The sequence below is a fragment of the Accumulibacter sp. genome, assembly GCF_023806625.1.
In the GTDB taxonomy this organism is placed as follows: domain Bacteria; phylum Pseudomonadota; class Gammaproteobacteria; order Burkholderiales; family Rhodocyclaceae; genus Accumulibacter.
Genome location: NZ_JAMTDX010000008.1, coordinates 94706 through 107121, shown reverse-complemented (window position 1 = coordinate 107121; position 12416 = coordinate 94706). Strand labels below are relative to the sequence as shown.

13 protein-coding genes are annotated in these 12416 nt (G+C 65.3%); 6 read left to right on the top strand and 7 right to left on the bottom strand.

Annotation, left to right across the window (positions count from 1 at the left end):
* Window positions 1-3: 3 nt before the first annotated feature.
* The gene (locus NFW05_RS01695) at window positions 4-543 is read right to left on the bottom strand and encodes a cytochrome C oxidase subunit II (protein ID WP_295302230.1); all 540 of its coding nucleotides are present in this window, start codon (window positions 541-543) and stop codon (window positions 4-6) included.
* 27 nt (window positions 544-570) lie between these two features.
* A complete protein-coding gene (locus tag NFW05_RS01690) occupies window positions 571-720 on the bottom strand; it encodes a hypothetical protein (protein WP_295302228.1) in 150 nt (49 codons plus the stop codon).
* Window positions 721-1005: 285 nt separating this feature from the next.
* On the opposite strand from NFW05_RS01690, the gene NFW05_RS01685 reads away from it, so the two are divergent.
* Both NFW05_RS01685 and NFW05_RS01680 read left to right on the top strand, forming a co-directional pair.
* Complete coding sequence (locus tag NFW05_RS01685) at window positions 1006-2058, top strand: COX15/CtaA family protein (RefSeq protein WP_295302226.1); 1053 nt, start codon at window positions 1006-1008, stop codon at window positions 2056-2058.
* Window positions 2058-2981, top strand: coding sequence for a COX15/CtaA family protein (locus NFW05_RS01680; protein ID WP_295302223.1), 924 nt, complete (start codon window positions 2058-2060; stop codon window positions 2979-2981). The genes NFW05_RS01685 and NFW05_RS01680 overlap by 1 nt, the downstream gene beginning before the upstream one ends.
* Before the next feature lie 107 nt (window positions 2982-3088).
* On the opposite strand, the gene erpA is transcribed toward NFW05_RS01680, so the two are convergent.
* From erpA to NFW05_RS01665, 3 genes are all read right to left on the bottom strand, one after another.
* Entirely contained in the window at window positions 3089-3439 is a 351-nt protein-coding gene (gene erpA / locus NFW05_RS01675) for an iron-sulfur cluster insertion protein ErpA (RefSeq protein ID WP_295302222.1), read from the bottom strand.
* Between the two features lie 361 nt (window positions 3440-3800).
* Window positions 3801-4829 (bottom strand): N-acetyl-gamma-glutamyl-phosphate reductase, encoded by a 1029-nt coding sequence (gene argC / locus NFW05_RS01670; RefSeq protein WP_295302220.1) that lies wholly within the window; start codon window positions 4827-4829, stop codon window positions 3801-3803.
* A gap of 22 nt (window positions 4830-4851) precedes the next feature.
* Window positions 4852-7695 (bottom strand): Rne/Rng family ribonuclease, encoded by a 2844-nt coding sequence (locus NFW05_RS01665; RefSeq protein WP_295302218.1) that lies wholly within the window; start codon window positions 7693-7695, stop codon window positions 4852-4854.
* Window positions 7696-8089: 394 nt separating this feature from the next.
* On the opposite strand from NFW05_RS01665, the gene NFW05_RS01660 reads away from it, so the two are divergent.
* From NFW05_RS01660 to NFW05_RS01645, 4 genes are read left to right on the top strand one after another with little or no spacing between them, the layout of a single operon-like run.
* On the top strand, window positions 8090-9082 hold the full coding sequence (locus tag NFW05_RS01660; RefSeq protein ID WP_295302216.1) for an RluA family pseudouridine synthase: 993 nt from the start codon (window positions 8090-8092) through the stop codon (window positions 9080-9082).
* A complete protein-coding gene (locus NFW05_RS01655; protein WP_295302214.1) occupies window positions 9066-9722 on the top strand; it encodes an HAD-IA family hydrolase in 657 nt (218 codons plus the stop codon). Before NFW05_RS01660 ends, NFW05_RS01655 begins: the two co-directional genes overlap by 17 nt.
* Entirely contained in the window at window positions 9701-10060 is a 360-nt protein-coding gene (locus NFW05_RS01650; RefSeq protein ID WP_295302211.1) for a Rieske 2Fe-2S domain-containing protein, read from the top strand. The genes NFW05_RS01655 and NFW05_RS01650 overlap by 22 nt, the downstream gene beginning before the upstream one ends.
* Entirely contained in the window at window positions 10057-11007 is a 951-nt protein-coding gene (locus NFW05_RS01645) for a S49 family peptidase (RefSeq protein WP_295302210.1), read from the top strand. Before NFW05_RS01650 ends, NFW05_RS01645 begins: the two co-directional genes overlap by 4 nt.
* Window positions 11008-11026: 19 nt before the next feature.
* On the opposite strand, the gene NFW05_RS01640 is transcribed toward NFW05_RS01645, so the two are convergent.
* Both NFW05_RS01640 and NFW05_RS01635 read right to left on the bottom strand, forming a co-directional pair.
* Complete coding sequence (locus NFW05_RS01640) at window positions 11027-11770, bottom strand: SAM-dependent methyltransferase (RefSeq protein WP_295302209.1); 744 nt, start codon at window positions 11768-11770, stop codon at window positions 11027-11029.
* Entirely contained in the window at window positions 11767-12372 is a 606-nt protein-coding gene (locus NFW05_RS01635) for a Maf family nucleotide pyrophosphatase (RefSeq protein WP_295302207.1), read from the bottom strand. Before NFW05_RS01635 ends, NFW05_RS01640 begins: the two co-directional genes overlap by 4 nt.
* Window positions 12373-12416 lie beyond the last annotated feature (44 nt).

Genomic DNA, 12416 nt, shown 5'->3' with positions numbered 1-12416 from the left:
CCCTTATTTCACGTAGATCCGGCCGAGCATCGAGTGGTGGCCGATGCCGCAGAATTCGTTGCAGACGATGGCGTAGGTACCTTCCTTGGTGGGAGTCATCTTGACCACGTGCTCATAGCCCGGAATGACCTGGATGTTGATATTCACGGGTTGCAGCGAGAAGCCGTGGTTGTAGTCCATCGACGAGAGGTGAATCTTGTAGGTCTTGCCTTTCTCGAGCTCGAGGATCGGGTACCAGGCCCAGAGCCGGGCGATCAGATAGCCGTCTCCGCCGGCCGGTACCTTGACCACCGGGATCTGCTGGTCGGTCTCGGTGCGCACCGTGTTCTCGGCGATGAACTTCTCGGCCTTGGCGGCGAACAGTTCTGGGCTCGTCTTGTACACCTCGTTGGACAGGTTCTGTTTCCCGTTGATATGCCAATAGATCATCATCACGAACATGACCATGCCCCAGACGAACGCGATGGCGATCCACGCCCACTCGATCTTGTCGATGGGCTGCTTCCACCAGAGTCTCTCGGATGGCGGCAGAATTGCACTCATGCTGGTTTCTCCCTCTTTAGGCAAAGGTTATCGGGCGACGGGCACGTTCATGATGTCGATGATCCCCCACAGGATGTACAGCAGCCCGGGTGAGGCCACGCCGAGAAAGAGCAGCAGGAAGTGGTTGTCGAGCAACTTCTGCATGAACGGGACGTCTTCGTCGTTGTTGTCGGCCATCTGGGTATCCTCCATTGCGGGTGGCGCGGCACCGGAAGAGTGCTGCAAACGGGTAAGCTCCTTGGCCTTTCGGGGCACAATCGGCGCGAGGATACCCGCTGCGGGCAAGCCAGCGACTTGATGCACGTCAAGAACGGGAAAAGCTCGGCACTTGCGGCAAAGCCAGCAGCGAAGCGGCTTCCGGGCCCGGTCCTGCGGCTGCGTGTCGCAGCACGCAGAGCCGTGGACCGCCCCGCGAAAGAGCCTATAATCTGCGCCCGTTCCGCTTCTCTCCGGGTTCCGCACATGGATAAGGTCGCTCGCCGGCAGATCGCTTGCTGGCTCCTAGCCTGCAGCGCGATGGTCTTCGCCATCCTCGTCGTCGGAGGGATCACCCGGCTGACACATTCGGGCTTGTCGATCGTCGAATGGGAGCCGATCGTCGGCATCGTTCCGCCGCTCGACGAGCACCAATGGGAGGAGACTTTCGCCAAATACCGGAAGACCCCCGAGTTCGAGAAGGTCAATCACCAGATGACTCTCGAAGAGTTCAAGGGGATCTTCTTCTGGGAATATGTGCATCGCGTTCTCGGGCGGCTGGTCGGCGTCGTCTTCCTGCTGCCGTTCCTCTTCTTCTGGCTGCGCGGGAAGATCGATCGACCGCTGTGGCCCAAACTCGCCGGGATCTTCGTCCTGGGTGGTCTTCAGGGGGCGATGGGCTGGTACATGGTCAAGAGCGGTCTCGTCGACGATCCGCGAGTGAGCCATTACCGGCTAACCGCGCACCTCTCGCTCGCCTTCCTGATCTTCGTCGCGATGTTCTGGCTGGCGCTCGGACTGGTTGCCGAGCGGGTTTCGGTGACGCACGATGCACTGGTCCGCAAACTGCAGCGCGCCGGCGTCTGGCTGGTCGCCCTGGTCGGCTACATGGTCGTCACCGGTGGCTTGGTCGCCGGTATCAGGGCCGGCAAGGCGTACAACAGTTTCCCGCTGATGCACGGGCACGTGCTGCCGCCGGAAAGCTTCATCCTCGAACCGTGGTACCTCAACTTCTTCAACAATATGGCGCTCGTCCAGTTCAACCACCGTCTGGGGGCATGGCTGCTGGCCTTCCTCGTTCCCTGGTTCTGGTGGGCCGTGCGCTCGGCGGTGGTTCCGGGGCGCGCCCGTCTGGCGGCAAACTGCCTCTTGGTGGTGCTTTTCGTGCAGATCGGACTGGGCATCGCGACCTTGCTTCTCGCCGTCCCGGTCGATCTCGGAACTGCGCATCAGGGCGGGGCGATGGTCGTCCTTGCCGCGTTGCTCTGGCTCAACCACGAACTGCGCGTGGCGCCAGGCGTCGTCGGGCGCCACCTCTGATGTCCGGAGGCGCCGGCCGCCTGCGCATGGTCCGCTGGCTGGGATTCCTGCTCGTCGCCCTCTCGCTGTTCGTCGTCGGGGCCAGCGCTTATCTGCGGCTCGACGCGGCGGGTCTCGGCTGCGCCGACTGGCCGGCGTGCTATGGCCAACTGCTCGCCGGCGAGCCGCCACCACTGTACTTCGGGCCCGCGCGAGTGTTCCATCGTGCGGTCGCCTCGCTGTCGCTGATCGTCGCGGTGATCGTCGTCTGGCAGTGCTGGCGCCGGCCGCCGCTGATGCCGGTCGCGTGGCCGGCAACTGCGCTCCTCGGCTTGATGCTGGTCCTCTCGGCGCTGGGTATCTGGAGCACGGACCCGCGGCTGACCGTGGTCAACCTGCTGAACATCCTCGGTGGATTGGGCCTGGTCAGCTTTTCGTGGCGCGTGGTCCTGGCCACTTCACCGTCGGCGGGTGGATCGGCCATGGACGCTGCGCACCCACTGCTGCGGCTCGGAGCGCTGTGCCTTACGCTGACTGTCTTTTTCGGAGCAATGATCGGTGCGCGTCATGCAGCGCTGACCTGCGCCTCGTTTCCCGATTGCGCCGGGAACTGGTTCCCGCGAGTGGGCGCCGAGACCGCACTCGGGTTGCTGGCCAGTCTTTCCGGGGCTCCGCAGGCGGGAGATCGCGCCGGCGAGGCCCTGCACCTGTTGCATCGCTACTCGGCGCTGGCCACGCTGCTCCTGCTTGGTGGCGGTGCGTGGCGAGCGCTCGACGAACGAAGCAAACGCCGGTCCGCGATGTTGATGCTCGCACTGCTGCCGGCCGAAGTGCTTCTCGGTGGCCTGCTCGTGCTTGGCAACTATTCGATCGAGATCGCAGTGGCCCACGGTGCGTGCGCAGCCGCAATGCTGGCGACACTGGTTTCGCTGCTTCGCCGCTGACCAGGTTCGACGCTCGAACGGCGGGTCGCCCGGCAGGTGGTGTCACCCGTGGGCCGGCCGTTGCCGCTCGAGCAAGTGCCGTTTTGCTCCTCGCCGGAGAATTCCGTCTAGGCGGAAAAGGACGATCCGCAGCCGCAGGTGGACGTCGCGTTCGGGTTTCTGATCACGAACTGCGAGCCCTCGAGCCCCTCCGTGTAGTCGATCTCGGCACCAACGAGGTACTGGTAACTCATCGGGTCGATCAGCAGCGTGACTCCGTTCTTTTCCATGGCGGTGTCGTCCTCGTTGGCCACTTCGTCGAAGGTGAAACCGTACTGGAAACCCGAACAGCCGCCCCCGGTTACGAAAACACGCAGTTTGAGGTCGGGGTTGCCTTCCTCCTCAATCAGTTCCTTCACCTTGCCGGCCGCGCTGTCCGTGAAGATGAATGGCATTGGCATGTCTGTTGCTACGTTCATCAATCGATTCTCCTTTTTTCCATAGGGCGCCTTCGCGTGCAAGGGAGACCATCACTGGCGTTCCGGTCACCAGGGCCCGGGTTGGGGAAGCCGGGCACCGTGGACTTTTCTGGCGAAAGCGACAATACCCGCTTGCGACAGACCCGGCGAGGCGAAGTTCCGCGATCATCACAAGCTGTACCCTTCCGACAGCGCACCGGTCATTCGCCGACGAACTGCCGGATACCGCCTGGCTGGCCACTTCCCGGGAAGGCGGCGCCTATCCTATCACCTATGGTCCGTCCGAGGGTCGCCCCTCACTGTCCGGATTGCCGGATCGTGCCTGGACGGCGATGGTCCGTCCGGTACGCGCCCCGAGCCGTCAGGGCAGTACCGCGATCTGCCAGAGACCCTCGGTCTCGCGCAGCCCGAACATGATGTTCATGTTTTGAACCGCCTGGCCGGCTGCTCCCTTGACCAGGTTGTCGATCACCGAAAGGATGACGAGAACGCGTCCCTGCCCGGGGCGATGTAAGGCTATCCGGCAGACGTTGGCGGCGCGTACCGAGCGCGTATCGGGATGCGAGCCGGGTGGCAGCACGTCGACGAAGGGTTCGTCGCGATAGCGCTGCTCGAACAGCGTCTGAAAGTCGGTCTCGCGCTTGACCCGGGCGTAGAGTGTCGCGTGGATCCCGCGGATCATCGGGGTCAGATGCGGGACGAAGGTCAGCCCGACCGAGCTGCCGGCAATGCGCGAGAGGCCCTGACAGATCTCCGGCAGATGCCGGTGTCCGGGAACGGCATAGGCCTTGAAGTTGTCCGCCGCCTCGGAAAAGAGGCTGGCCACTTCCGCCTTCCGGCCGGCGCCCGAGACTCCGGACTTGGCGTCGGCAACGAGGTCGTCACAATCGACCGAGCCCTGTTCGAGCAGCGGCATGAAGCCGAGTTGCACCGCTGTCGGGTAGCAGCCGGGATTGGCAACGAGGCGTGCGTTGCGGATGGCCGCGCGATTGCACTCGGGCAGTCCGTAGACTGCCCGCGCCGCCCACTCCGGACTGGCATGCGGCAGGCCGTACCAGCGGCTCCACTCATCCAGGTCGGTGAGCCGGAAGTCGGCGGCCAGGTCGATGACCCGCACGCCGGCGTCGAGCAGTGCCGGAGCCTGTTCCATCGCCACGCCGTTCGGTGTGGCAAAGAAGACCACATCGCAGGCCCTGAGGTTGGCTTGCGCCGGATCCTCGAACTTCAGTCTCACACGCCGGCGCAAGCTCGGGAACATCTCCGCCACGGGAACTCCCGCATCGCCGCGCGAGGTGATCGCCGCGACCTGCACTTCGGGATGCTGGGCCAGCAGGCGCAGCAGTTCGACGCCGGTGTAACCCGTGCCGCCCACGATTCCAACCCTGATCATCGGTTCCTGTTCCTGTGCGCGATCAGGCCGGACCTTCCCGACGTGTCTCGACCATGATCAGCGGTTCTTCCGGGACGGGAAGCTGCGCTGCCCGGCGCCGGCGCAATGGTGGGCGACGCGGCGTGTCGACTTCGTCCGTCGTGTGGACCTGAGCCTTCCGCGCATCGGTCTCGACCATGATCAGTCCGCTCGCGCCGAGGGCTTCCTCGAGCGGCGGCTGCACGGCGATTGCCGGTCGGGGCTCGATCGCTGACTGCGCAGCAGGGCGCTCGCCGACCTCGTCCTCGGTAGACATCCTGGCAGGTCCCGACGCCTGAGGATCGCGAGCGCCGGCAGCCGGGCGCTCCGCTGGCGGCGACTGGCGGTCTGTCGCTGCCTCTACGGCGTCGATCTGTCCGGCAGGAAGGGACTCCGGAGCCGGCTCGACGAGCACCGGCCCGGTTGCGCCGGCCTGTCCGGCGGCCAGCTCCTTCACCGCCGGCTCGGCGCTCTCCGCGGTGAATTCCGGCGATCTGACGACCTCTGCCTGAGCTTCGCCCGGCTCGTTTCTCAACACTGGTGGTGTTTCGACCGGGGCCGCTGCGGCCGTCGGCGCTTTGGCGTTCGCCGCGACGGGTGCAGCGAGTCGTTCGGGCTCGGCACCCCGGGATTCCGGAACGCGACCGGCGGCCTCGGGGGTGTTGGCCAGCTCGGCGGGTACACCGGTTCTTTCGCCGCGTTCGCGGCGACCACCGCGTCGCCCGCGGCGGCGTGGAGTGGTGCCCGTATCGTCACCAATCGTCTCGCCAGTTTGCACGGCGTCGGGTACACCGTCGGTCGCCGGCGTCTCCAGGGCCTGTGCCGCGGCGGCCGGGGCAGCGCTCTGCGTCTTGCGCTCGGTGCGTTGGCGACGCGCCTCGCGGGCCACTCCCGCTTCGCGCGGTTCGCGCGCCGTGCTCGTTTCGCGCGCCTCGCGTGGCCTGGGGGACTCGGCACGAGGTTCGGCCACCGTTTCCCTGGGCTCGCGGCCGATTCGCGTCCCGAGGTCCTGGGTGGTGTCTTCGCGGCGTGCTCCGCGGCTTCCGCTGCGGCGGCCTTCCCGGACGGACTCGCGAGGCGGCGGGCTCTCCGTGCTCGCCGGTGGGCGTTCCTCGTCCGGCTTCGCCGGGTACCTGTGGCGAAACCACGAGACGATCCTGTGCAGGAATCGGCTGGCTGCCGTTTCGGGCTTGCGCGCTTCGCTCGGCGTGGTGGTCTCGCCGACGATCGGTGCCGGCTGCTCGGGGGTCACCCCCTTGATCGCCGCCTCCGCTCTGGGCGCCTTCGCCTCGCCAGCCGGCGCGACGCCTCGGGCGCCCTCTTCGGCGGGCAGGCTGACCATGCGGTACGAGGCCTGCTGCAAGTCCTCCTGACCGGCTTCGTCCTGGCGAATCCGCACGACAGTGTGCTGTGGGGTCTCGAGATGGATGTTCGGGATCAGCACGATGTTGACCTTCTGTCGCGACTCGACGGCCTGCACGTCCGCCCGCTTTTCGTTGAGCAGGAAGGTCGCGACATCGACGGGCACCTGCGCATGCACGGCGGCCGTGTTGTCCTTCATCGCCTCCTCTTCGAGAATCCGGAGGATATGCAGTGCAGCAGATTCGGTGCTGCGGATGTGGCCGGTTCCCGAACAGCGCGGACAGGGGATGTAGCTGGTTTCGGCGAGAGCGGGGCGCAGCCTTTGTCGCGACAACTCGAGCAGACCGAAGCGACTGATCTTGCCGGTCTGCACCCGCGCGCGGTCGAAACGCAACGCCTCACGAACCCGGTTCTCGACTTCGCGCTGGTTGCGCTGGCTTTCCATGTCGATGAAGTCGATGATGATCAGTCCGCCGAGGTCGCGCAGACGCAGCTGACGGGCGACCTCTTCGGCTGCCTCGAGGTTGGTCTTCAGCGCGGTCTCCTCGATGTCGGCGCCGCGCGTCGCGCGTCCGGAATTGACATCGACCGAGACGAGCGCTTCAGTGTGGTCGATGACGATCGCCCCTCCGGAGGGAAGGCTGACCTGGCGGGAATACGCCGATTCGATCTGATGCTCGATCTGGAAGCGCGAGAAGAGCGGGACGTCGTCGCGGTAACGCTTGACGCGGTTGACGGTTCCCGGCATGACGTGTTCCATGAACCGCCGGGCTTGCTCGAAAACCTCGTCCGTGTCGATCAGGATCTCGCCGATCTCCGGCTGAAAGTAGTCGCGGATCGCGCGGATCACCAGGCTGCCTTCCTGGTAGATCAGGAAGGCGCCTTGCTGCTGTTGCGCGGCTGCCTCGATCGCTTTCCAGAGTTGCAGCAGGTAGTTCAGATCCCACTGCAGTTCCTCGGCGCTTCGGCCGATCGCCGCAGTACGCGCGATCAGGCTCATGCCTCCCGGTACCTGCAACTGGTCCATCACCTCGCGCAGTTCGATGCGCTCGGTTCCCTCGACGCGCCGCGAGACACCACCGCCGCGCGGATTGTTCGGCATCAGCACGAGGTAGCGCCCGGCGAGACTGATGAAGGTAGTCAGAGCGGCGCCCTTGTTGCCGCGTTCGTCCTTATCCACCTGGACGATCAGTTCCTGCCCGTCCCGAAGCGCCTCCCTGATCGTGCTTCGGCTCGCCTCGACTCCAGGCTGGAAGAACGCTCGCGAGACTTCCTTGAATGGCAGGAAGCCGTGCCGCTCGGCGCCGTAGTCAACGAATGCGGCTTCCAGGCTCGGCTCGATGCGGGTGATGACTGCCTTATAAATGTTGCTCTTTTTCTGCTCCTTCGTCGCCGATTCGATGTCCAGGTCAATCAGTTTCTGACCGTCGACAATCGCAACGCGGAGTTCCTCGGCTTGCGTTGCGTTGAACAGCATGCGTTTCATAATTTGGGCTCCCGCGCGGTTGGGTTGGGCATTGCATGGTGCTGGAAGCAAGGGATCAGTTCTGGGCCGGACGCCTGCCGGGCTCGTCGCCAGATCGAGCAGGCGGCGAACTCGCCAACGAGGCAGGCCGTGTCAGTCAGGGGCTCGGGGGATGACCTAGGCCGCTCCACAGATGCTAGGCGCGCGCAGTTCAAGTAGTATCGCTACTTCGTGGTGAGCGTACTTAACCAGCCGATTGGCGTCGCGTGGGACTGGACGAGGGGCTGCGGGCGAGAAGGGTCCGATCTGCCGGGAGGTGCGTCGCAAGGACTGCGGAATCGGCTTCGCTCGCCGGTCTTTCGGGTCAGCGCCCCTTTCTCCACGGAAGGCGCAAATCGCTCGAAGTATATTCAAAATGGTCGAAGTTGGCAAAAACTGTGTAACCGAGGCGGTGATCACGGACAATGAGCACGGACAACGCCTCGACAATCTGTTGCTGAAGCTCTGCAAGGGGGTCCCCAAGAGCCATGTCTACAGAATCGTGCGCAGCGGTCAGGTGCGCGTCAATGGGCGTCGGGCCGACGTCTCGTATCGGCTGCAGGCGGGTGATCGCTTGCGAATTCCCCCCGTGCGGATCGCTCGCGCGGAACACGAGGTCGTCGCCGGCGCCGAGTGGAAGGTCCGCCTGCCGGTGGTCCATGAAGACGACGCTCTGCTGGTCGTCGACAAGCCTGCCGGGATAGCCGTCCACGGCGGCAGCGGCGAGAGTTTCGGGGTCATCGAGGCGCTACGCCGGCAGCGTCCCGAGGCGCGCTTCCTCGAACTCGCGCACCGGCTCGATCGCGAGACCTCGGGCCTCCTTCTGCTCGGCAAGAAGCGCTCGGCGCTGGTTGCCCTGCAGGCCTCGTTCCGCGAACACACGGGAGCGCCGGCCGATCGTCGAGCCGACAAGCGCTATCTGGCGGTGGTCGCCGGGCGGTGGATGGAACCCGTGCGCGACGTCCGGCTGCCCTTGCTCAAGTACCTGCTCGCCTCGGGCGAGCGGCGCGTGCGGGTTGCTGACGATGGGAAATTCGCGCATACGGTCTTCAGACTGCTCGCCCGATGGCAGAGTTTCAGCCTGCTCGAAGCGCAGCTGAGAACGGGGCGGACGCATCAGATCCGCGTTCACCTGGCGGGGCTCGGTCACCCGATCGTCGGCGACGAGAAGTATGGCGACTTCGCGCTCAACAGGACGCTTGCCCGGGAGGGTCTCAAGCGGATGTTCCTGCACGCCTCAAGGATTCGTCTGCCGCATCCGATAGAAGGTCGGGATCTGCTGCTGGAGTCGGATCTGCCCGCAGCTCTGCGGAACTTCCTGGACACCGTCGCCGCGACGGAGGAGCAGGACTATGGCGAGAAGATTTGATTTGCTGGTATTCGACTGGGACGGTACGCTGCTCGATTCGGCCGGCGCAATCGTCAGCGCGATTTCCTCGGCCTGCGCTGACCTGGGCCTCGTGCCGCCGCCCGAGGAGCGGGCTCGCCACGTCATCGGGCTGGGCCTCAAGGCGGCGCTGCAATACGCGCTGCCCGACCTCGGCGAGGATCGCTATCCGGAACTCGCCGAACGTTACCGCCATCATTACCTCGCCGGTGACCAGGAGTTGCAACTGTTCGCTGGTGTTGCCGAACTGATCGGCGAACTCGCGGCCGACGGGTTCCTGCTCGCCGTGGCCACCGGAAAGAGCCGTCACGGACTCGACCGGGCGCTCGCGGCCAGCGGCATCGGCTCGTACTTCGACGCCTCGCGTTGTGCCGACGAGTGTTTTTCGAAGCCGCACCCGCAGATGCTCCACGAGTTGCTCGACGAACTGTCGGTCGACGCGGACAAGGCGCTGATGATCGGCGATACGACGCATGACTTGCAGATGGCCAGCAACGCCGGCGTGCAGTCGCTGGCCGTGAGCTACGGCGCCCACACGGCTGCCGATCTCGGTCGGTTCCGGCCTCTGGCCTGTCTTCAACACAGCGAGGAGCTTCGCGCGTGGTTGCGCCGGTACGCCTGATCTGTGCCTCTGCCGAACTGGTCGATGGTGGTCCGGGTATCCGCTTCACGGTGAATTTCCATGGGGCGGATGAACAGGCCTTCGCAGTGCGCTTCAGGGGCCGCGCGGTTGCCTACTTCAATCGCTGTGCGCATCTGCCCGTGGAACTCGACTGGCAGCCCAGCGAGTTCTTCGACGATTCCAGGGTATACTTGATCTGTGCCACTCACGGTGCGCTCTACTCGCCTGAAGACGGTCGTTGCCTCGGCGGCCGCTGCAACGGGAGGGGGCTGGCGCCGTTAGCTGTCGAGGAACGTGATGGCGCGATCTATTTCACTGGATGCGAGCCGGAATCTTGAGCACCCCGGAACACGAACCCCAATGGGAGCGGCAACTGCTGGAGCGGGTTGCCTTCGCAGCCCTCAACGAGCAGCGGGCTCGACGTCGCTGGGGCATCTTTTTCAAGCTCGCCGCGCTGGGCTACTTTGTCGCCGTGCTGGTCTTGGTCGTCGACTGGGGTGCGCCGGAACCGCTTGCCGATGGCCGGCACACGGCGGTGATACACCTGCATGGTACGATCGAGGCACAGGGCGAGGCGAGTGCCCAGAACATCACCGACGCGCTGCAGCAGGCCTTCGACGACAAGGGAACTGCCGGGGTGATCCTGCGCGTGAATAGCCCGGGCGGCAGTCCCGTTCAAGCCGGAATCGTCCACGACGAGATCCGGCGCCTGCGGACCAAACACCCGCAGATTCCGCTGTACGCCGTGGTCGAGGACGTCTGCGCCTCGGGTGGCTATTACGTGGCCGTAGCCGCCGACAAGATCTTCGTGGACAAGGCGAGCATCGTTGGCTCGATAGGCGTTCTGATGGACGCGTTCGGGTTTACCGGCGCGATGGAGAAGCTCGGCATCGAGCGCCGGCTGCTGACCGCTGGAGAGAACAAGGGGTTTCTCGATCCGTTCTCGCCACAGGACGCGAGGCAGAAGGAACACGCGCAAGTGATGCTCCGCGAGATCCACCGGCAGTTCATCGAGGTCGTCCGGCGAGGGAGAGGGCAGCGGCTGAAGGAGACTCCCGAAATGTTCAGCGGGCTGATGTGGACCGGCAGCCAGAGCATCCGCCTCGGGCTGGCCGACGGCTACGGTACGGTCGGGTCGGTCGCGCGCGACGTGATCAAGGCCGACCGGCTGGTCGACTTCACGATCAAGGAAAACCTCGCCGAACGTTTCGCCCGGCGTCTGCGCACCGGCGGACCGGGCGGGCTGGCCGATTCGCTGGTTTCCGGACTGCCGCTCTTCCACTGACCGGTTCAGGGCAATCCGCCTACGCTTGAAGCAGGAAGACGCTCGGTCGCCGATCGATTGCGGGTAGTAGCCGACGGCGCCATTCGGCGACCGCATGGGTGCTGATCTGCTGGCTGTCCAGGGTCAGGTCGGTGGCCACGCAGATCAGCGTGCCGGGAGCACAGACGCGGATCAAAGAAGCGAGCAGATGAGCATTGCGATACGGGGTCTCGATGAAGATCTGCGTCCGCCGCAGGATCCGCGACTCCTTCTCCAGGACCTGAAGACGCCGTTCGCGGTCTGCTGTGGCAGTCGGCAGGTAGCCGTGAAAGGCGAAGTTCTGTCCCGACAGGCCCGAGCCCATCAGGGCCAGCAGTATCGACGATGGCCCGATCAGTGGATGAACCGGGACATCCAGCCGATGGGCCAGCGCGACCAGCGCCGCGCCGGGGTCGGCGACGCCCGGGCACCCGGATTCGGACACCAGGCCGAGGTCGGTTCCGGCGAGCGCCGGTTCGAGCAGGCTGGCCACTTCGCTCGCCGGGGTATGCTCGTTGAGCTCGCTGATCAGGATCTGCTGCAGCGGCCAGGTCGACCCGACCGACCTGATGAAAGCGCGCGCCGTCCGCGCATTCTCGGCGACGAAATGGGTCAGCCGGCGCGTGCAGGCGAGAACCGGATCAGGCAGCACCGAAACGGGTGGCGTCTGCCCCAGAGGCACGGGGATCAGATAGAGGTGCCCGCGGGGCGGGCGAACTGGCTCCGCTTCGCGCGCTGAGCTCACTGCTTCGCCGCGGCGTCGGCGAAGAGGTCGATCTGTTCGATGCGCAGCAGATCGCAGAGTGCGATCAGCGGCAGGCCGATCAGCGCATTCGGGTCGTCGCCCTGGATTCGGGCAATCAGGGCGATGCCGAGTCCCTCGGATTTGGCGCTGCCTGCACACTGATACGGCCGTTCGATGCGCAGGTACGACTCGATCTCTGCGTCACTCAGGTCACGAAAGGTCACCACGGTCGGGACGCCGCGCAGGTGCACGCGACCGTCCTGTGCATTGAGCAGGCAGAGACCAGTGAAGAAGTCGACGCTGCGCCCGCGCATCGTCCTCAACTGGCGGACGGCGCTTTCGTGGTCGCCCGGTTTGCCGAAGGCCTCGCCGTCGAGTACGGCAACCTGGTCGCTACCGATGATCAGGGCTTCGGGATGGTCGGCGACCGCCGCACGCGCCTTGGCTTCGGCGAGTCGCAGAGCGGCAGCTTCAGGCCTTTCATCCGGTCGCAGCGTCTCATCGACGGCAGGTGTGGCGATTTCGAACGGCAGACCGAGGCGGGCGAGCAGTTCACGTCGGTAGGGGGAACCCGAGGCGAGGACGAGCGGGACTCTGGGCATCGTGAACGCCGCCGAAGCGCGTGACGATCCGCACACCAAACGGT

Bases quoted from the DNA above. Each gene is read 5' to 3' on its own strand.
- NFW05_RS01655 (WP_295302214.1), top strand. From the start codon at position 9,066: ATGGCGAGAAGATTTGATTTGCTGGTATTCGACTGGGACGGTACGCTG.
- NFW05_RS01665 (WP_295302218.1), bottom strand. From the start codon at position 7,695: ATGAAACGCATGCTGTTCAACGCAACGCAAGCCGAGGAACTCCGCGTT.
- NFW05_RS01695 (WP_295302230.1), bottom strand. From the start codon at position 543: ATGAGTGCAATTCTGCCGCCATCCGAGAGACTCTGGTGGAAGCAGCCC.
- NFW05_RS01690 (WP_295302228.1), bottom strand. From the start codon at position 720: ATGGCCGACAACAACGACGAAGACGTCCCGTTCATGCAGAAGTTGCTC.
- argC (WP_295302220.1), bottom strand. From the start codon at position 4,829: ATGATCAGGGTTGGAATCGTGGGCGGCACGGGTTACACCGGCGTCGAA.
- NFW05_RS01635 (WP_295302207.1), bottom strand. From the start codon at position 12,372: ATGCCCAGAGTCCCGCTCGTCCTCGCCTCGGGTTCCCCCTACCGACGT.
- NFW05_RS01685 (WP_295302226.1), top strand. From the start codon at position 1,006: ATGGATAAGGTCGCTCGCCGGCAGATCGCTTGCTGGCTCCTAGCCTGC.
- erpA (WP_295302222.1), bottom strand. From the start codon at position 3,439: ATGAACGTAGCAACAGACATGCCAATGCCATTCATCTTCACGGACAGC.
- NFW05_RS01680 (WP_295302223.1), top strand. From the start codon at position 2,058: ATGTCCGGAGGCGCCGGCCGCCTGCGCATGGTCCGCTGGCTGGGATTC.
- NFW05_RS01660 (WP_295302216.1), top strand. From the start codon at position 8,090: ATGGTCGAAGTTGGCAAAAACTGTGTAACCGAGGCGGTGATCACGGAC.